This window comes from Geodermatophilus africanus (genome assembly GCF_900107105.1).
GTDB classification, from domain to species: Bacteria; Actinomycetota; Actinomycetes; order Mycobacteriales; family Geodermatophilaceae; genus Geodermatophilus; species Geodermatophilus africanus.
Window position 1 is genome coordinate 424280 of record NZ_FNOT01000005.1, and the last position, 17647, is coordinate 441926.

General features: G+C 75.9%; 18 protein-coding genes. 7 read left to right on the plus strand and 11 right to left on the minus strand.

Annotated elements, in window-relative coordinates; all coding sequences use genetic code 11:
* Positions 1-97: 97 nt before the first annotated feature.
* From BLW63_RS12200 to BLW63_RS12210, 3 genes are all read right to left on the minus strand, one after another.
* On the minus strand, positions 98-1309 hold the full coding sequence (locus BLW63_RS12200) for an RNA polymerase sigma factor (RefSeq protein WP_091156009.1): 1212 nt from the start codon (positions 1307-1309) through the stop codon (positions 98-100).
* The gene (locus tag BLW63_RS12205; RefSeq protein ID WP_091156014.1) at positions 1302-1652 is read right to left on the minus strand and encodes a YciI family protein; all 351 of its coding nucleotides are present in this window, start codon (positions 1650-1652) and stop codon (positions 1302-1304) included. The genes BLW63_RS12200 and BLW63_RS12205 overlap by 8 nt, the downstream gene beginning before the upstream one ends.
* Before the next feature lie 162 nt (positions 1653-1814).
* Positions 1815-2297: a putative immunity protein gene (locus BLW63_RS12210; RefSeq protein WP_211517093.1), complete on the minus strand. Its 483-nt coding sequence runs from the start codon at positions 2295-2297 to the stop codon at positions 1815-1817.
* A gap of 192 nt (positions 2298-2489) precedes the next feature.
* Here BLW63_RS12210 and BLW63_RS12215 point away from each other — a divergent pair, with 192 nt between their 5' ends.
* Positions 2490-2753 carry a hypothetical protein gene (locus tag BLW63_RS12215; protein ID WP_091156022.1) on the plus strand — a complete coding sequence of 88 codons (264 nt, stop codon included), beginning with the start codon at positions 2490-2492 and terminating at the stop codon, positions 2751-2753.
* Positions 2754-2838: 85 nt separating this feature from the next.
* Here BLW63_RS12215 and BLW63_RS12220 read toward each other — a convergent pair whose 3' ends face one another.
* On the minus strand, positions 2839-3477 hold the full coding sequence (locus tag BLW63_RS12220; RefSeq protein WP_244522531.1) for a GNAT family N-acetyltransferase: 639 nt from the start codon (positions 3475-3477) through the stop codon (positions 2839-2841).
* 115 nt (positions 3478-3592) lie between these two features.
* Between BLW63_RS12220 and BLW63_RS12225 the strand changes: the two genes are divergently transcribed.
* Genes BLW63_RS12225 through BLW63_RS12235 form a run of 3 tightly spaced genes read left to right on the plus strand, consistent with a single transcriptional unit; the run spans position 3593 to position 9131 of the window.
* Positions 3593-6184 (plus strand): molybdopterin oxidoreductase family protein, encoded by a 2592-nt coding sequence (locus BLW63_RS12225; protein ID WP_091156026.1) that lies wholly within the window; start codon positions 3593-3595, stop codon positions 6182-6184.
* Complete coding sequence (gene nirB / locus BLW63_RS12230; protein ID WP_091156031.1) at positions 6184-8712, plus strand: nitrite reductase large subunit NirB; 2529 nt, start codon at positions 6184-6186, stop codon at positions 8710-8712. The genes BLW63_RS12225 and nirB overlap by 1 nt, the downstream gene beginning before the upstream one ends.
* Positions 8709-9131 (plus strand): Rieske (2Fe-2S) protein, encoded by a 423-nt coding sequence (locus BLW63_RS12235; RefSeq protein WP_091156034.1) that lies wholly within the window; start codon positions 8709-8711, stop codon positions 9129-9131. Before nirB ends, BLW63_RS12235 begins: the two co-directional genes overlap by 4 nt.
* A 167-nt stretch (positions 9132-9298) precedes the next feature.
* On the opposite strand, the gene BLW63_RS12240 is transcribed toward BLW63_RS12235, so the two are convergent.
* Both BLW63_RS12240 and BLW63_RS12245 read right to left on the minus strand, forming a co-directional pair.
* Positions 9299-10273, minus strand: coding sequence for a methyltransferase (locus tag BLW63_RS12240; protein ID WP_091156036.1), 975 nt, complete (start codon positions 10271-10273; stop codon positions 9299-9301).
* Positions 10274-10314: 41 nt separating this feature from the next.
* Positions 10315-10911, minus strand: a complete 597-nt coding sequence (locus BLW63_RS12245; RefSeq protein ID WP_091156041.1) for a helix-turn-helix domain-containing protein — start codon at positions 10909-10911, stop codon at positions 10315-10317.
* Between the two features lie 58 nt (positions 10912-10969).
* Between BLW63_RS12245 and BLW63_RS12250 the strand changes: the two genes are divergently transcribed.
* Complete coding sequence (locus BLW63_RS12250; RefSeq protein WP_211517094.1) at positions 10970-11599, plus strand: class I SAM-dependent methyltransferase; 630 nt, start codon at positions 10970-10972, stop codon at positions 11597-11599.
* Positions 11600-11603: 4 nt separating this feature from the next.
* Here the strand turns inward: BLW63_RS12250 and BLW63_RS12255 are convergent, their stop codons facing one another.
* The 4 genes from BLW63_RS12255 to BLW63_RS12270 form a co-directional block, all read right to left on the minus strand.
* On the minus strand, positions 11604-12026 hold the full coding sequence (locus BLW63_RS12255) for a hypothetical protein (RefSeq protein WP_091156043.1): 423 nt from the start codon (positions 12024-12026) through the stop codon (positions 11604-11606).
* The gene (locus tag BLW63_RS12260) at positions 12023-12829 is read right to left on the minus strand and encodes a hypothetical protein (RefSeq protein WP_091156046.1); all 807 of its coding nucleotides are present in this window, start codon (positions 12827-12829) and stop codon (positions 12023-12025) included. The genes BLW63_RS12255 and BLW63_RS12260 overlap by 4 nt, the downstream gene beginning before the upstream one ends.
* Positions 12826-13326 (minus strand): SigE family RNA polymerase sigma factor, encoded by a 501-nt coding sequence (locus tag BLW63_RS12265; RefSeq protein ID WP_091156048.1) that lies wholly within the window; start codon positions 13324-13326, stop codon positions 12826-12828. The genes BLW63_RS12260 and BLW63_RS12265 overlap by 4 nt, the downstream gene beginning before the upstream one ends.
* Positions 13327-13437: 111 nt before the next feature.
* Complete coding sequence (locus tag BLW63_RS12270) at positions 13438-14235, minus strand: hypothetical protein (RefSeq protein ID WP_091156310.1); 798 nt, start codon at positions 14233-14235, stop codon at positions 13438-13440.
* Positions 14236-14383: 148 nt separating this feature from the next.
* Between BLW63_RS12270 and BLW63_RS12275 the strand changes: the two genes are divergently transcribed.
* Positions 14384-15769 carry a nitrate/nitrite transporter gene (locus BLW63_RS12275; protein WP_091156051.1) on the plus strand — a complete coding sequence of 462 codons (1386 nt, stop codon included), beginning with the start codon at positions 14384-14386 and terminating at the stop codon, positions 15767-15769.
* Between the two features lie 66 nt (positions 15770-15835).
* On the opposite strand, the gene BLW63_RS12280 is transcribed toward BLW63_RS12275, so the two are convergent.
* Complete coding sequence (locus BLW63_RS12280) at positions 15836-16957, minus strand: uroporphyrinogen-III synthase (protein WP_091156054.1); 1122 nt, start codon at positions 16955-16957, stop codon at positions 15836-15838.
* Between the two features lie 122 nt (positions 16958-17079).
* On the opposite strand from BLW63_RS12280, the gene BLW63_RS12285 reads away from it, so the two are divergent.
* Positions 17080-17562, plus strand: coding sequence for a PH domain-containing protein (locus BLW63_RS12285; protein ID WP_091156056.1), 483 nt, complete (start codon positions 17080-17082; stop codon positions 17560-17562).
* Positions 17563-17647: the final 85 nt, after the last annotated feature.

Consider the following 17647-nt stretch of genomic DNA (forward strand, 5'->3'; position numbering starts at 1 on the left):
CGACAGCCGGCCGGGGCACGGTCGCTCCCGCGACGGTCAGCCCCTGCCCCCTTCCGGGAGCAGGGGCTGAGCTCCCAGCGGAGCACCTGGTCGGGGCTCAGTCGGCGCCCGTCAGCTCCGCCCGTCGCCGCTCCAGGAAGGCCCGCTCCGTGGCGTTGCCGGCCACTGCCAGCGCCGTGTCGTAGGCCGCGGCGGCCTCGGCCGTGCGGCCCAGCCGCCGCAGCAGGTCGGCCCGGACGGCGGGCAGCAGGTGGGAGCGCGGCAGGTCCAACGGCTCGAGCAGCGCCAGCGCCGCCGCCGGGCCGCGCACCTCTGCCACCGCGACCGCACGGTTGAGCGCCACCACCGGGCTCGGCGCGAGCGCGAGCAGGTGGTCGTAGAGCGCGAGCACCTGCGCCCAGTCGGTCTGCTCCGCGGTCGCGGCGTCGCTGTGCGCCGCCTGGATCGCCGCCTGCACCTGGTAGGGCCCGGGTGCGCCGCGGCGCAGGCAGCGGCGCACCAGCTCCTGCCCCTCGGCGACGAGGGCGGCGTCCCACCGGGACCGGTCCTGCTCGGGCAGCGGCACCAGCGACCCGTCCGGCGCCACCCGGGCGGCCCGGCGCGACTCGCTCAGCAGCAGCAGCGCCAGCAGGCCGAGCACCTCGGGCTCGTCGGGCATCAGCTCGGCCAGCTGGCGGGCCAGCCGGACCGCTTCCACGCACAGGTCGGTGCGCACCAGCCGGTCGCCGGCCGAGGCGGTGTGCCCCTCCGTGTAGACGAGGTACACGGCCGCGAGCACGCCGGCCAGCCGGTCGGGCAGGTCGGCCGCGGCCGGCACCCGGTAAGGGATGCGGGCAGCGCGGATCTTGCCCTTCGCCCGCACCAGCCGCTGGGCCATCGTCGCCTCGGGCACCAGGAACGCGTGCGCGATCTCCGCGGTGGACAGCCCGCCGACGAGCCGCAGCGTGAGCGCCACGCGGGCGGCGGGCGCCAGGGCGGGGTGGCAGCAGGTGAACAGCATGCGCAGCCGGTCGTCGCGCACGGCGCCCTCCTCGGGCGGGGGACCGGGGTCGGCGAGCAGCGCCGCGGCCCGGTACCGGTCGGTGCGGGTGGACTCGCGGCGCAGCCGGTCGATGGCCCGGTTGCGCGCGGTCGTGACGATCCAGCCGGCAGGGCTGGGCGGCACGCCGTCGGCCGGCCAGCGCTGCACGGCGGTGAGGAAGGCGTCCTGCACCGCCTCCTCGGCGGCGTCGATGTCGCCGAGGAGGCGGGTGAGGACGGCGACCGCGCGCCCGTAGGACTCGCGGAAGACCGCCTCGACGTCAGACACCGCGGTCGGCGACCGGACGGACCTCGATCGGCAGCCCGGTGGCGCGGGCGTACCTCCGGCCCCACTCCAGCGCGGCGTCGAGGTCGTCGGCCTCGACGACGGTGAACCCGCCGACGAACTCCTTGGCCTCGACGTAGGGGCCGTCGACGACGAGCACCTCGTCCCCCTGCGGCTTGAGCACCGTGCTGGCCTCCGGCGCGTGCAGGGCCGCGGCGAACACCCAGGCGCCGGCGGCCCGCATCTCCTCGGACACCGCCTGCACGTCGCGCATGATCGGCTCGAGCACCTCCGGCGGGGGCGGGTCGCCGACCGGCTGGACCAGGTTGAGCAGGTACTGCGCCATGACTGTCTCCTCGGGTGCGGCGGCCGGCACCGTACCGGCCGCTCACCCCCTGTACGAACGACCCGGCCGCAGATCGACAGCTCCTCGCGAGGATCCTCCGCAGATCTCGCACCCCTGCCGCAGCGGACGTCGAGCCGGGTCGGTGCTGGCGCCTCGACGCACTCAGCAGTCGAACAGCGACCAGCAGATGTCGTTCCGCAAGCGCTGGTCGTCGAGGACGAGCTCGCGGATCGCCTGCGGGAGCTGATCGCGCTGCCACTGGCACTCGCGTCGCCCTGCTGCCTCGCCCTCGCCTTCCGGCGCGGCAGCACGTGCGGCCTTGATCGCATACGCGGCCGCCCCGAGCTCGTGCGCGGCGACGTGCGCAACGACCCCGGCCTGGCCAGCAGCGTATGCGGCGTGCCGCGGCGCCCCACGGAGGTCTCTGGCCGCGCCCATCGCATGGCCGCCCGCCGCGCGAGCCTGGGTCATCGTGACCTCACCACGCACCCAGGCGCGGGCGTGCTCGATCGCCCGACGCGGCCGGAGGTCCTCGGGCTGAGCCGACTCGAAGAGGTCGAGGACGTGCTCCGCGCACGATGCCGCCCAGAGAGCGAGGAGATGGTGATCGGGATCGGTGAGGGTCCCACCTCGGCGGATCGTCACGAAGCGAGGGTCCCGGACCTCCGGGAGGATCATGCCGGGCGCTCCCGCTGCTCGTATCCGCACGACACCCCACGGCGCGCGCGACCGGGCACGCCCCGGGCCGAGCCCGCACACCCGACGAGCGCCACCGTGGTACCGGAAAGGACGCTCTTCCACGCATCCCTCACCCGTTCCTCATGAGAGAGGCACGTCATGAGATCGACCATCCTCTGGTCCCTGGTCGTCGGTGCCGTGGTGGCACTCATCCTCGTCACTGCGGCCGTCATCATGTCGGCGTCGGGCTTCCGGCTCGACGTGGAACGCTGGGTGCTCATCGGCGCTTTCCTGGTCGTCATCGCCATGGCGGCCACCTCGATGGTCTCTGCGCTCAACGCGCTCAAGGAAGTCCGCGAGCAGTCGCCCGGGGACGGGGCCGGCAACGCCAGCCGGGACGACAGGTCCGGCGACCGCTCGTAGCGGGCGCCGGAGACCAGCGCCTCGACGAGCTCGTCGAAGGCGACCGCGTCGTCGATGCGGGGTCGGTGACAGCCCCGGGGAGCGGTCAGTCCTGCGGTGCGCGCACCAGCAGCCAGAGCGGCAGGGTGCCGTCCGAGCTGTCCATCGCCCGGTCGACCTCGAAGCCGAGCCGCCGCAGGAAGCGGACCGCGGCCCAGGTCGCGACGACGGCGGCGGCGGGCAGGCCGTCGGCGTCGCACCGCTCGAGCGCCGGCTCGAGCAGCGCCGTCCCGTAGCCGCGGCGCCGGTTGCTGGGCCGGGTGCCCAGGTGGGACAGCCACCAGTGCGGGCCGGCGGGGCGGGCGGCGTCGACCAGCTCGCGGGTCCGCCGGACGGCGTCCCAGCGGGAGCCGTGCACGTGCGGGAGCTCGGCGGCCAGCGCGGCCCGCACGTCGTCCGGGGTCGGCCGGGTGCCCGGTCCGCCCTCGGGTGCCTCCCACGCGGCCACGGCGCCGACGTCCTCGGTGACCCACGCGGTGCCCGTCGCGACCGCCCGGTGGCCGGCGTCGAGCTCGTGCAGCCGGGTCAGCCGCTGCACCCGGCCGTCGTCGGGCAGCGCCCAGCGGGCCCACCGCGAGGTGGCCTGCACCAGGGTGAGGGTCGCGGCGATCCGGGGCACGTCGCGCTGCTCGGCGGGGCGGACCGACGGGGCGCCGAGGTGCACGGTGATCACGCGGTCGGCCACCCGGCCAGGGTAGGCGCGCCCTAACAACCGCCGCCGGGACGGCGTGAGGTCCACGGAACGCAGGCTTGACGCCGATGCCGCGGCCGGGAAACCGCAGCCCCGGAACCTCGTCGGCGTGACCGCGACCGCCCTCCCCGGAGCGCTCGCCGGGGTGGGCCCGCGCACCCGGACGACGCAGACGCACTGCCCCTACTGCTCCCTGCAGTGCGGGGTCACGATGACCGCCGGCGACCGCCCGGCGACGCTGCAGCCGGCCGACTTCCCGACCAACCGCGGCGGCCTGTGCTCCAAGGGCTGGTCGGCGACCGAGCTGCTCGACCACCCCGAGCGGCTCACCCGCCCGCTGGTCCGCGCCGTGGCCGGCGACCGCACCAGCCCGCTGGTGGAGTCGACCTGGGAGGAGGCGCTGGACCGGCTCGTCGGCGCGATCGAGCGGACCCAGGCCGACCACGGCCGCGACGCCGTCGGCTGTTTCGGCGGCGGGGGGCTGACCAACGAGCAGGCCTACCAGTTCGGCAAGTTCGCTCGGGTGGCGCTGCGGACGAGCGCCATCGACTACAACGGCCGGTTCTGCATGTCCTCGGCCGCGGGGGCGGCCAACCGCGCCTTCGGCCTCGACCGCGGCATGCCCTTCCCGCTGTCCGACATCGCGCAGGCCGACGTCGTCGTCCTCGTGGGGTCCAACCCCGCCGACACCATGCCGCCGGCGATGCAGTGGTTCGACGAGGGCCGGGCCCGCGGCGCGCAGCACGTCGTGGTCGACCCCCGCCGGACGGCGACCGCCCGCAACGCCGCACTGCACCTGCAGCCGCTGCCGGGCACCGACCTGGCGCTGGCCAACGGGCTGCTGCACATCGCGGTCGCCGAGGGCCTCGTCAACGAGGACTACGTCGCGGCGCGCACCACCGGGTTCGAGCAGGTGCGGGAGGGGGTCGCCGGCTACTGGCCCGACCGGGTCGAGCGGCTGACCGGCGTCCCCGTCGCCGACCAGCGGCGCACCGTATTCGCCCTCGCCCGCGCCGAGCGGGCGATCGTGCTGACCGCCCGCGGCGCCGAGCAGCACCGCAGCGGCACCGACACCGCGCAGGCGTGGATCAACCTGGCGCTGGCCCTCGGCCTGCCCGGCCGGGAGGGGAGCGGCTGGGCCACGGTCACCGGCCAGGGCAATGGGCAGGGCGGCCGCGAGCACGGGCAGAAGGCCGACCAGCTGCCCGGCTACCGGCGGCTCGCCGACCCTGCCGCCCGCGCGCACGTGGCCGCGGTCTGGGGCGTCGACCCGGACGACCTGCCGCAGCCGGGCTCGTCGGCGTTCGAGCTGCTCGACGCGCTCGGCACCGACGGCGGCGTGCGGACCCTGCTGGTGCTCGCCTCCAACGTCGCGGTCTCCGCCCCCGACGCCCGCCGGGTGATCAGGCGACTGGCCGACCTGGACTTCCTCGCGGTCAGCGACTTCTTCCTCTCCGAGACCGCCGAGCTCGCCGACGTCGTCCTGCCCAGCGCGATGTGGGCCGAGGAGGACGGCACGATGACCAACGTCGAGGGGCGGGTCATCCGCCGCCGGCGCGCGCTGGACCCGCCCGAGGGAGTCCGCGACGACCTGCAGCTGCTCGCCGAGCTGGCGGAGCGGCTGGGCGCGCCGGGCTTCAGCGGGGACGCCGAGACCGTCTTCGCCGAGCTCGGCCGGGCCAGCGCCGGGGGAGCGGCCGACTACGCCGGCATCAGCTACCGGCGCATCGACGACGAGCAGGGCGTGTTCTGGCCCTGCCCGGCGCCCGACCACCCGGGCACCCCGCGGCTGTTCCTGGACCGCTTCGCCACCCCCGACGGGCGGGCCCGCTTCCTGCGCGTCGAGCACGTCGAGGCCCATGAGCGGCCCGACGCGGAGTACCCCTACGTGCTCACCACCGGCCGGGTGCTGGCGCAGTACCAGTCGGGCACCCAGACCCGCCGCACCCGCAGCCTCCAGCTGGTCGCCCCGCTGCCGCGCGCCGAGCTGCACCCCGACCTCGCGCGGCACCTCGGCATCGGCCCGGACGACGTCGTCGAGCTCGCCACCCGCCGCGGCCGCGCCCGCTTCTCGGCGCACCTGACCGCCGACATCCGGCCCGACGTCGTCTTCGCCCCCTTCCACTGGGGCGGCGGCTCGTCGGCCAACGCGCTGACCGACCCGGCGCTGGACCCCACGTCGAGGATGCCGGCCTTCAAGGTCTGCGCGGTCGCCGTCACCCGCGTCGCCGGCCCGGTCGAGCTGCTGCCCGCCCCCGACGCCGCCACCCAGCCCGAGACCCGCCCCCACGAGCAGCCCGCGGCGCGCACCCCGCTCCCGCCGTCCCGCCCCGTCCCGAGGAGGACCCCCCGCGTGAAGAGCACACCCCGCTTCCTGCAAGGCGTGTACCCGGTCACCGGGGAGGGCCTGGACAAGCCCGGCCCGGTCGACCCCGCGCTGCGCTACACCGTGCCCTCCGGTGCCACCGCGCAGGCCCTGTACTTCCGCGGCGGCAACTCCATAGACCACCTGGTGTACGTGCTGCTGGTCCGCGACGGGGTGCCGGTGCGCTGGTTCCCGATCGGGGCCAAGGGCGACGTGCACGTCCCGCTGCGCGTCGTCGAGGACCTGCCCGGCGGCACCGTCGTCGAGCTGCAGGCGGCCGCGCCGATCGGCGTGACCGGCGAGCTGGTCGTCGACCTCGGGTTGGTGGAGGTCTGATGACCCTCGTCCTCGGTGGTCGCCCCGAGGGGCTGACCTCACTGCACCTCGACGACGAACTCGACCGGCGCGGCCGGCTGGTCGTCGTCGGCAACGGCATGGCCGGCGCCCGGCTGGTCGAGGAGGTGCTCGAGCGCGGCGGCGGCGAGCAGTTCCGCATCACCGTCCTCGGCGACGAGCCGCACGGCAACTACAACCGGATCATGCTCTCGCCGGTGCTGGCCGGGGAGTCGCACGAGGACGACATCGTCCTCAACAGCCACGACTGGTACGCCGACAACGGCGTGCACCTGCGCGCCGGCGTCCGGGCGACGCGGATCGACACGGCGGCCAAGCAGGTGCACGCCGACGACGGGAGCGTCGTCCCCTACGACCACCTCGTGCTGGCCACCGGCAGCTACTCGTTCATCCCGCCGATGACCGGCGTCCGCGGCGACGACGGCGAGCTCCTGCCCGGGGTGTACGGCTTCCGGACCATCGACGAGACCCGCGCCCTGCTCGAGGCCACCGGCCGCTGCCGGCGCGCGGTGGTCATGGGCGGTGGCCTGCTCGGCCTGGAGGCGGCCCGCGCGCTGCAGGGCCACGGGCTGCAGGTCGACCTGGTGCACGCCATGCCGTGGTTGATGAACGTGCAGCTGGACGCCGAGGCCGGCGCGATCCTCAAGCGGAGCGTCGAGTCGCTGGGCATCACGGTGCACTGCGACGTCCTGGCCACCGAGGTCCTCGGCAGCGAGCACGTCGAGGGCGTCGTCCTCAAGGACGGCCGCCGGCTGGATGCCGACCTGCTCGTCGTCGCCGCCGGGGTGCGGCCCAACAGCGACATCGCCGTCCGCTCGGGGCTGGAGGTCGAGCGCGGCATCGTCGTCGACGACCAGCTGCGCACCGAGGACCCCGACGTCTACGCCATCGGCGAGTGCGCCCAGCACCGCGGCTCGGTCTACGGCCTGGTGCAGCCGGCCTGGGAGCACGCCCGCGTGCTCGCCGACGTCCTCACCGGCGCCGACCCGGCCGCCGAGTACCACGGCAGCCGGACGGCGACCAAGCTCAAGGTCGCCGGCGTCGACGTCGCCACGATGGGCGTGAACACCCCCGAGCGGGACGACGACGAGTTCCTGGTGATCTCGGAGCCGAAGCGCGGGGTGCACCTGTCGGTGGTCATCCGCGACGACGTGCTCGTCGGCGCCACGCTGCTCGGCGACACCCGCAAGGTCGCCTTCCTGACCCAGGCCTTCGACCGCGGCGCGCCGCTGCCGGAGGAGCGGATCCGGCTGCTGGTCGACCTCTCCGACGGCGCCGCGGAGGTGGGCGTCGCCGAGATGCCGGCCGACTCGCAGGTGTGCAACTGCAACGGGGTGTCCAAGGGGGACATCTGCGGCGCCGTCGCGGGCGGCTGCGGCAGCGTCGGCGCGGTCATGGACGCCACCCGCGCCGGCAAGGGCTGCGGCTCGTGCAAGTCGCTCGTCAAGCAGATCGTCGAGTGGGCCGCCGACGGCGACCTCGCCGAGGACCCGGCCGCCTCCTACTACGTGCCGGGCATCCCGATGGCCAAGCCCGAGCTCATGGCCGCCATCCGCGCGCAGGACCTGCGCAGCGTCTCCGCCGTCTTCACCGCGCTCGCCCCCGGCGGGCAGGAGGACGCGAAGTCCAAGATGGGCCTGACCTCGCTGCTGAAGATGCTCTGGGGCGTGGACTTCGTCCCGGAGAAGGACGGCGAGTTCATCAACGACCGGGTGCACGCCAACATCCAGCGCGACGGCACCTTCTCCGTCGTCCCGCAGATGAAGGGCGGCGTCACCACCCCGGCCCAGCTGCGCCGGATCGCCGAGGTCGCCGAGAAGTACGAGGTCCCGATGGTCAAGGTGACCGGCGGGCAGCGCATCGACCTGCTGGGCGTGCGCAAGGAGGACCTACCCGCGATGTGGGACGACCTGGGCATGCCGTCCGGGTACGCCTACGGCAAGAGCTTCCGCACCGTGAAGACCTGCGTCGGCAGCGACTTCTGCCGCTTCGGGCTCGGCGACTCGACCCAGCTCGGCATCGACCTGGAGACCCGGTTCCAGGGCATCGAGAGCCCGGCCAAGATGAAGCTCGCCGTCGTCGGCTGCCCCCGCAACTGCGCCGAGGCCTACGTGAAGGACGTCGGCGTCGTGGCCGTCGGCAACGGCAAATGGGAGGTCTACGTCGGCGGCGCCGCCGGGGCCACCGTCCGCAAGGGTGACCTGCTGGCCACGGTCGACTCGCCGCAGGAGGTCCTCCGGCTGACCGGCCGGTTCCTCCAGTACTACCGGGAGAACGCCAATTGGCTGGAGCGCACCTACGACTTCGTGCCGCGGGTCGGCCTGGAGCGGATCCGGTCGGTGCTGCTGGAGGACAGCGAGGGGATCGTGGCCGACCTGGACGCCAACATGCAGCGGTCGGTGGACGCCTACACCGACCCCTGGGGCCAGGACGGGAAGGAACCGGCCACCCCCGGCCAGTTCCGCACCTCGCTGCCGCTGGTCGCGCTGCCGAAGGTGCCGGTCCGATGAGCACCGCCACGAGGCTGGACCACACCACCGAGGCCGAGCTGCCGACCACCCCGGGCACCGAGCGAGGCACGTCGGCCAGCGGGGTCGCCGTCCCGGGTCAGGCGGCCCCGGTCCGGGGCGAGGCGTACGCCGTCTGCCGGGTGGACGACGTCCCGCTCGGCGAGGGGCGGGCGTTCGTCGCCGGGGGCGTGCAGGTCGCGGTCTTCCGGCTGCGGGACGGCTCGCTGCACGCCACCCAGGCCGCCTGCCCGCACGCCGGGGGGCCGCTCGCCGACGGGCAGACCGACGTCGACGTGCTCGTCTGCCCGCTGCACCTCTACGCCTACCGGTGGAGCGACGGCGCCGCCACGTCAGGAGCGGCGCCGATCCGCGTGTACCCGGTGCACGAGTCCGGGGGCGAGATCGTCGTCGAGGTGTGACGAAGAACCACCCTGCACCCCACGCCTCGCAGGCTCGGCGCAGGCCCCCGAAGGATGGCCGTTCCAGCACCGCACCACGGCGTGGATCATGGGGTTGTTGCCGGTGTCCGCGGCGTGTCCCCGCGTGTCGCCGTCAACAACCCCATGATCAACTCGGTGGGTGCGGGCTACGCCGGACGCACCTCCAGCACGTGCACCCCGGCGTCGGTCGGGACGTCGCGGGTGAGCCGCAGCCCGGCCGCCTCGCACAGGGCGGCGTACTCCGCGGCGGTGCGCTCGCGGCCGGACAGCAACACCAGCACGTGCAGGTCCATCCGCACCGCGGCCGGGTCGTCGACGGCACGCTCCGGCAGCACCGCCTCCACGACGAGCAGCACCGAGTCCGGCCGCATCGCCGCCCGGCACACCCGCAGCACCTGCCGGGCGGCCTCGTCGTCCCAGTCGTGCAGAACGCGGGACAGCAGGTAGGCGTCCGCGCCGGCCGGCACCTGCTCGAAGAAGTCCCCGCCGACCGCGGGCAGGTCCGAGCCGGCGACGACCTCCGGGCGGTCCACGAGCAGCACGTCGGCGGACGGCGCCCGCTCCCGGACCACCCGCAGCAGCACGCCGGGCCCGCCGCCCACGTCGACCACCGACGCGAAGCCGGACACGTCGTAGGCGGCCACCACGGCACGGGCCTCCCGTGCCGAGCGGTCGGCCATCGACGCGCGGAACGCCGCCAGCCGCGCGGGGTCGGCCGCGAGCGCGTCGAAGAAGGGCCGCCCCTCGACGACCTCGAACGGCGTCCCGCCGTCCCGCACGGCGGCGAGCAGACCGGCGGCCGGCCGGTAGTAGAGCCCGCCCCGGGCGGACACCGCACCGGGCAGCGCCCCCGGCACCCCGGGCCGCAACAGCTCGCCGACCGGGGTCAGCCCGAAGCGGCCGTCGGGCAGTTCGTCGAGCACCTCCTCGGCGGCCAGCCCCCGCAGCACCCGGCGCAGGGCGTCGGGCACGGCGCCGAGCTCCCGCGCCAGGTCGGCGGCGCTGCGCGGACCGGCGGCCAGGGCGTCGGGCACCCCCAGCGCGACGGCGACGTGCAACAGCTGGGTGACCAGGTAGCCGTCGGCCAGCCGGGCCAGCCGGTCGGCTGCGGAACCGGGCACGACGGCATGGTGGCACCGCCCTCAGCGGGCGGACAACGCGCTCAGCGGCGGGGGCGGGCGCGCACGTGCATCCGCTCGCCCTGCGGGCCGAACAGCGCGAGCACCTCGGCGGGCTCCGGCCCGGGGTTGCCGAACCAGTGCGGGGTGCGGGTGTCGAACTCGGCCACCTCGCCCGGCCCGAGCACCAGGTCGTGCTCTGCGAGCACCAGCCGCAGCCGCCCGGACAACACGTAGACCCAGTCGTACCCCTCGTGGGTCCGCTGCTCGGGCTCGCCGCCGGGCCAGCCGGGCGGGTAGACCTGCTTGAAGGCCTGCACCCCGCCCGGACGGCGGGTCAGCGGCAGCGACGTGACGCCGTGGTGCACCACCGGCCGCGGGTGGATGCGCGGGTCCCCGGTCTCCGGAGCGCCGACCAGCTCGTCGAGCGGCACCTGGTGGGCGCGGGCCAGCGGGAGCAGCAGCTCGAGGGTCGGCCGGCGCTGCCCGGACTCCAGCCGGGACAGCGTGCTCACAGAGATGCCGGTCTCCTCCGACAGCTGCGCCAGCGTGTTCCCGCGCCTGACGCGCAGTGCGCGCAGCCGCGGGCCGACGGCGGTGAGCACGGCATCGGTCGTCTCGTCCTCCGCCACGCCCGTCATTTGCCGCTCCGGCAACGTCGTTTGTCAAGTCGGTGTCCCCCTGGGGAGGCTGCCCGGCATGGACGCGCAGCACGGTGCACACGGTGAGATGCAGTTCGACGAGGCCTCCTGGGAGGAGCGGTACCGAGCGGCGCCGGCGCTGTGGAGCGGCCGCGCCAACCCGCAGCTGGTGGCCGAGGCCGCCGGGCTGACGCCGGGCCGGGCGCTGGACGCCGGCAGCGGTGAGGGCGGCGACGCGCTGTGGCTGGCCGGCCGCGGTTGGCGGGTGACCGCGGTCGACTTCTCCACCGTCGCGCTGGGCCGCGCTGCCGCGGAGGCGGAGCGACTGGGCGTCGAGGTCGACTGGGTGCACGCCGACCTGACCCGCTGGACGCCGCCGGCGGGCGCCTTCGACCTGGTCTCGGCCCAGTACTTCCACCTGCCGCCGCAGGACCGCGACCCGGCGCTCGCCCGGCTGGCCGCCGCCGTCGCGCCGGGCGGCAACCTGCTCGTCGTCGGGCACCGGCCCAGCGAGCTGCACACCGGCCTGCCGGAGATGTTCTTCACGGCCGGGCAGGTCGCCGCCACCCTCGACCCGGCGGCCTGGGAGGTCGTCGTCTGCGAGGACCGCCCGCGGACGGCGAGCGGCCCCGCCGGGCACGAGCTGCCGGTCGCCGACACCGTGCTGCGGGCCCGCCGCCGCGCATGACGGGTCAGGGCGCCGGGACGGTCACCGTGGCCTCGTGCGGACCGCCGCACTCCGCGCTGCCGCCGACGAGCACCCACTCCGGGTCGGCGGTCAGCTCCGCCAGGACGGCTCCGTCCGGGTCCAGGACGGCGACGTGCACCTCGTCCGGGGTCTCCATCAGGAACGACACCGTGGCGCGGTCCCCGACCAGCGGCGCGACGCCCTCCCGGATCGAGCCGGACGGCGTTCCCTCCAACGCCTCGGGACGACACGCCCCTGGGCAGCTCACCTGCACCGACCGTCCCTCCTCGGGCGGCCGGGCGCCGGCCAGCTCGACCGTGAGGCCGTTGCCCCAGGCGATCGCCGGGCAGGCCCGGGTTCCGCCGCCGTCGCAGCCGGTCAGCGCGAGGACGGCGGCGACCCACGCGAGGGTCCGCGGGCCGCTCACCGGTCCCGGCTCGGGAGCGGCTCGACCGACGCCAGCACCGTGCCGTCCGCGGCCCGGACCTCGACGGTCGCCGTCGCCTCGGGTGCGGCGTCCACCGCGAGCCCGTCGGTAACGGGCAGCTCGGCCAGCGGCGCGCCGCCCCCGTCGAGCAGCCGGGCGGTGGCGGCCGGGTCCGCCGCGACGACGGCCAGCGTCTCGGTGGCCCGGTCCCACAGCGCAACCGGCAGCCCGGGCCCGGTGACGACCGGCGCGCGGTGCAGCCGCAGCTCCTCCGGCGCCGCGCCCCGTGGACCGGCGAACCAGGCCAGCGCCATCGAGCCGGTGCCCAACTCGCGCTCCAGCTCGTCGTCGTCCATCAGCGGCGGCGGCACGGTCAGCGGGCGCGCCACCAGTGCCCAGCGCCCGCCGGGGACGTCGCCGGCGAACAGCACCTGCGACCCCGCCGGCGCGGGCCCGGCCGCGCCGGTCCCCGGGTTGCTCCAGGACAGCCGCCGCACCGCCTCGAGGAACTGCGCGTCGCCGGCCAGCGAGCCGCGGGTCGGCCCGCTGTCCGAGGCCGGGAGGTCCGGCACGTCCGGCGCCACGGCCGCGGTCGCCGGCTCCGCCGACGGTCCGTCCGGCACCAGCACCTGGCCCATCGCCACCGCGGCCACGACCACCGCGCCGACCGCACCCAGCCGCAGCTGCGTCCGGCGGCGGGCCCGGTGCCGGTGCTCGACCACGGCGGCCAGGTCGGCGCGCGGCGGCGGCGCGGTCGCGTCGGCGAGCGCGGTCAGCCGCGCCCGCAGCTCGTCGTCCCTCACCGCTCCTCCCCACCGGCCGGCTGCAGTGCGGTCAGCGCGGCGCGCAGCCGGGCCAGGCCCCGGGCGGTCTGGGTGCTGACCGCGCTGGGCGAGCACCCCATCAGGGCAGCGGTCTGCTGCTCGGAAAGGTCCTCGAAGTAGCGCAGCACCACCGCCGTCCGCATCCGGACCGGCAGCTCGCGCAGCGCGGCCCGCAGCTGCTCGTCGCCGTCCTCGTGCGGTGCCGCCGCCCGGTCGGGCACCGACTCCACCACCTGCTCGGTTGTGGCCAGCCGGCGCCGCCAGCTGGCGTGCGTGGTGACCAGCACGCGGCGCACGTACGCCGAGGGGGGCCCGGACCGGCTGATCCGGTCCCAGTGCCGATAGGTCTTGAGCAGGGCGGTCTGCACGAGGTCCTCCGCGTGTCCGCGGTCGCCGGAGAGGAGCACGGCCAGGCGGAGCAGACCGGCCTGCTCCGCGGACACGAAGTCCGCGAAGCCCCGGTCCCCGTCGCCCACCGTGCCTCCTCTGCCGGCTCCTGCTCTCTACACGCCCCGAGCCGCGCCGCGGACCCACAACGGGGATCACGGGCAGGTCACGATCCCACCGGGGAGGAGCAGCGGGGAGGGTCAGCCGGGCGGGGCGAGCTCGGCCAGCGCGGTGGCGACGTCGTCGTCCCGCACGAAGCCCAGCGCCAGCAGCCGGTGCACCAGCACGCCGCGGCGGGTCAGCCGCAGGTCGGCAGGGCGCAGCCGGGGGAGGGCCGCGCCGCCGGGCCGAGGCTGCGCCGGCGGCGGGTCGAGCAGACCGGCGCGCTGCAGGTCGGCGACGTCCTCCCGGGCGCCCCACGCCGCCCAGCCGCGGGGGTCGTCGGCCAGCGGCGTCATCGGCAGCGGCGAGCGGTCGCGGCGGCCTACGCCGGCCAGGAGCACCAGGTGCCGCCAGGTCAGCCCGGCGGCCAGTGTCAGCGCCCGCTCGACCAGCGCGGCGTCCAGCTCGGGGGAGGACGCCACCTCGGCCAGCAGGTACCCCAGGTGCCGCACCCGCCGCTCGTCGTGCGAGCCCCGGGCGGCGGCGACCACGGCCTCGGTGACCGCGTCGGCGGCCGAGCGCCCGCCGGACCGCGGGGAGAAGAGGCCGTCGGTGCGCACCGGGCGCCCGCCGTGGGCGAGGGTCACGGCGTGCTCGACGGTGAAGGCGAGGACGGCGCCGGCGCGGGCCCGCTCCCGGAGGACGGCGATCCCCGCCGCGTCGTCGGCCGCCGTCCGCAGGCAGCGCGCCAGCCGGTCCTCGAGCCGCACCGCCGCGCGGCCGGCCGGGTCGGGCCAGACCAGGGCGGCGGCGCTGCGGCTCATCGAACCCGCGACCGCGGCACCGTCGTCGAACAGGGCACGGCCGGCAGCCGCGGGGTCCTCGGTCACGGTCACGCACCGATCCTCGTCGCTGGCCGGGCCGGTGCGCACGCCGGTCTCCGGCGGCCTCACCACAGCGGAGGTGCGGCGGTGAGCACAACGGAACACGAGGTCTGCCCGGCAGCAACGGCGGGGGAACGACGGCGCGTCACCGTTCTGGCCCATGGCCGCCCCCACCCCCACCACCCGCCAGCCGGCCGCGCCGGTCGCCGTCGCGACGCGACCCGGTCGCTGGATCGACGACTGGCGCCCGGAGGACCCCGCCTTCTGGGCGTCCACGGGCAAGCCGGTCGCCCGCCGCAACCTGTTCTTCTCGGTCTTCTCCGAGCACATCGGCTTCTCGGTCTGGAGCCTGTGGTCGGTGCTCGTGCTGTTCCTGCCCGAGGCGGTGTACGGCATCGACCCGGCCGGGAAGTTCCTGCTCACCACGCTGCCGACGGCGCTGGGCGCGTTCGTGCGGCTGCCCTACACGTTCGCCGTCGCGAAGTTCGGCGGGCGCAACTGGACCATCGTCAGTGCCGCCCTGCTGCTGGTGCCCACGATCGCGACGGCCGTCGTCCTGGAGCCCGGCGTCGACTACACGACCCTGCTCGTCGTCAGCTGCCTGGCCGGCGTCGGCGGCGGCAACTTCGCCAGCTCCATGGCCAACATCAACGCCTTCTACCCGAACCGGCTCAAGGGCTGGGCGCTGGGCCTCAACGCCGGCGGCGGCAACCTCGGCGTCCCCGTCGTCCAGCTGGTCGGGCTGCTCGTGCTGGCCACCGCGGGAGCCGAGCACCCCCGCCTGGTGCTGCTCGTCTACGTCCCGCTGATAGTCGCCGCCGCCGTCGGCGCCGCGCTGCTCATGGACAACCTGACGACCGCCCGCAACCAGCCGCGGGCCATGCGCGAGGCCACCCGCGAGCCGCACACCTGGATCATGTCGTTCCTCTACATCGGCACCTTCGGCTCGTTCATCGGGTTCGGGTTCGCCTTCGGCCAGGTGCTGCAGAACCAGTTCACCTCCGAGTTCGCCACGCCCCTCGCCGCGGCGTCGCTCACCTGGCTCGGCCCGCTGCTCGGCTCACTGATCCGCCCCCTCGGCGGCTCGCTGGCCGACCGCTTCGGCGGCGCCCGCATCACGTTCTGGAACTTCGCGGCGATGGCCGGGGGCGCGGCGATCGTGTGGACCGCCAGTCAGGTCGGGTCGCTGCCGCTGTTCGTCGTCGGCTTCGTGGCGCTGTTCGTGCTCAGCGGCATCGGCAACGGCTCGACCTACAAGATGATCCCGGCGATCTTCCGCACCCAGGCCCAGCAACGGGTGGCCGCCGGCGAGGACAGCGCCGCCGCCGACCGGCACGCGCTGCGCATGTCCGGGGCGCTCATCGGCATCGCCGGCGCGGTCGGGGCCTTCGGCGGTGTGCTGGTCAACCTCGCCTTCCGGCAGTCGTTCCTGACCACCGGCACCGGCGACTCGGCCTACCTGGTGTTCATCGCCTTCTACGTGATCTGCCTCGCCCTCACCTGGGCGGTCTACCTGCGGCCCCAGGCCCGCATGTCCGGGGTGTGACCCGGCGAGATCGGCGGTCTCGCACGGACGGAGCATCCGAACCGTGCGAGATCGCCGATCTCGCCGCTACACCGCGAGGCGGTAGCCCCGCTTCACCACGGTCTCCACGACGCCGGGGCCCAGCGCGGCCCGCAGCCGGGTCACGGCCATCTCGGCGGCGTGCCCGTCCCCGCCGCCGGGCAGCCCGGTCCCCAGGTCGGTCTTGGGGACGACGGCGCCCGGCCGCGCCGCCAGCGCCCGCAGCACCGCCATCGGGCCCGGAGCCAGCTCCACCAGGCGGCCGTCGAGCAGCGCGGCGTGGCCGCGCGCCTGCAGCTCCCGCCCCCCGACTCGCAGCACCGGGTCGCGCTCGGGCAGCCGGGCGACGACCTCGCGGGCCAGGGCGCCCAGCCGGGCGCGCTCTGGCTGCACCGACGGGACGCCGGCGGCGTCGAGCGGTCCGGCGGTCACCGGGCCCACCGCCACCGGGAGGACGCCGGAGGTGAGCGCGGCCACCAGCTCGGTGCGCAGCCCCAGCTCCTCGGCGACGGTGAGCACGCTCGCCGCGGCCGGGGCGCTGGTGAAGGTCACCGCGTCGACCGTGCCCGCCACCACCGAGCGCACCAGCCGGTGCACCGGCGTGACGTCCTCGGGCAGCACCCAGCGGTAGACCGGCACGGTGAGCACGTCGGCCCCGCTCGCCCGCAGCGCCGCGACGAAGTCCGGCAGCGGGTCCCCGTGCAGCTGGACGGCGATGCGGCGTCCCTGCAGCGGTCCCTCGGCACCCGACAGCAGGTGCTCGAGCACCTCGGCCGAGGACTCCGACGCCGGCGACCAGGCGTCCACCAGCCCGCCGCCGCGGATCGCGCCGCGCGCCTTCGGCCCGCGCGCCAGCACCCGGGCGTCGTGCAGGTGCTCGACCAGCGGCAGGTCCCACGCCTCGGCCGCCTCCAGCCACCCGCGGAAGCCCACGCCGGTGGTGGCCACGACGAGGTCCACCGGCCGCGCGAGCACCTCCCGGGTAGCCGCGACCAGCTCGGCGTCGTCGGCCAGCGGCACGATGCGGATGGCCGGCGCGTAGACCACCCGGGCGCCGCGGCGGGCCAGCAGCGCCCCGAGCTCCTCCCGCCGCCGGGCCGCGGTCACCGCGACGGTGTAGCCGGCCAGGGGCAGCGGCGCCTCGGCCCCCTCGGGCTGGGCATCGGTCACGGTTCCCCCTCGTCGACGGCGCTGGCGACCATGGTGCGTCGTCTCCGTTGCGAGGATGTGTCGTCCCGGGGTCGGCAGCCGCACAGTGCGGCCGGACCGGGCCGGCCTGGGACCATGGGGCCGTGCCTCCCGCCGTCTCCGCCGTCCCCCGCCGGTGGCGGCTGCTCTGCGCCGCGGCCGCCGTCGTCGTCGCCGCCGTCCTCACCTACGTGGGCGTGACGCTGCCGCAGAACGCGACCGGCGTGGCGCGGTTCACCGTGGCCGACCAGGTCGCCATCGTCGGCCTGGGCCTGGTGCTCGGCGCCGGGCTGCTGGCGCTGGGCCGGCCGCGGGTGGACGCCGACCACCGGGGCATCCGGGTGCGCAACATCCTCGGCGAGCGCACGCTGCCCTGGACGGCGGTGCAGGCCATCCGGTTCGACCGCCGGTTCCGGTGGGCCACGCTGCTGCTCACCAACGACGACGAGTTCGCGGTGCTGGCCGTCCAGGGGGCCGACGGCGAGCGGGCGGTCGAGGCCGTCGAGGGACTGCGGGCGCTGCTCGCGGCCGACCGCGCGCAGCAGCCCCCGCCTCCGCCGTCGCCGCCGCTGCTCTACGACGACTGAGGGAGGACCCCCCTCGCCCACGCCTCGTTCCGGCCCCCTGCAGGGCCCCGCCCCGAGCTTGCGAGGGGTGGGGAGCAGGGGGTTC

Bases quoted from the DNA above. Each gene is read 5' to 3' on its own strand.
- BLW63_RS12245 (WP_091156041.1), bottom strand. From the start codon at position 10,911: ATGACGGGCGTGGCGGAGGACGAGACGACCGATGCCGTGCTCACCGCC.
- BLW63_RS12205 (WP_091156014.1), bottom strand. From the start codon at position 1,652: ATGGCGCAGTACCTGCTCAACCTGGTCCAGCCGGTCGGCGACCCGCCC.
- nirB (WP_091156031.1), top strand. From the start codon at position 6,184: ATGACCCTCGTCCTCGGTGGTCGCCCCGAGGGGCTGACCTCACTGCAC.
- BLW63_RS12250 (WP_211517094.1), top strand. From the start codon at position 10,970: ATGGACGCGCAGCACGGTGCACACGGTGAGATGCAGTTCGACGAGGCC.
- BLW63_RS12235 (WP_091156034.1), top strand. From the start codon at position 8,709: ATGAGCACCGCCACGAGGCTGGACCACACCACCGAGGCCGAGCTGCCG.
- BLW63_RS12275 (WP_091156051.1), top strand. From the start codon at position 14,384: ATGGCCGCCCCCACCCCCACCACCCGCCAGCCGGCCGCGCCGGTCGCC.
- BLW63_RS12215 (WP_091156022.1), top strand. From the start codon at position 2,490: ATGAGATCGACCATCCTCTGGTCCCTGGTCGTCGGTGCCGTGGTGGCA.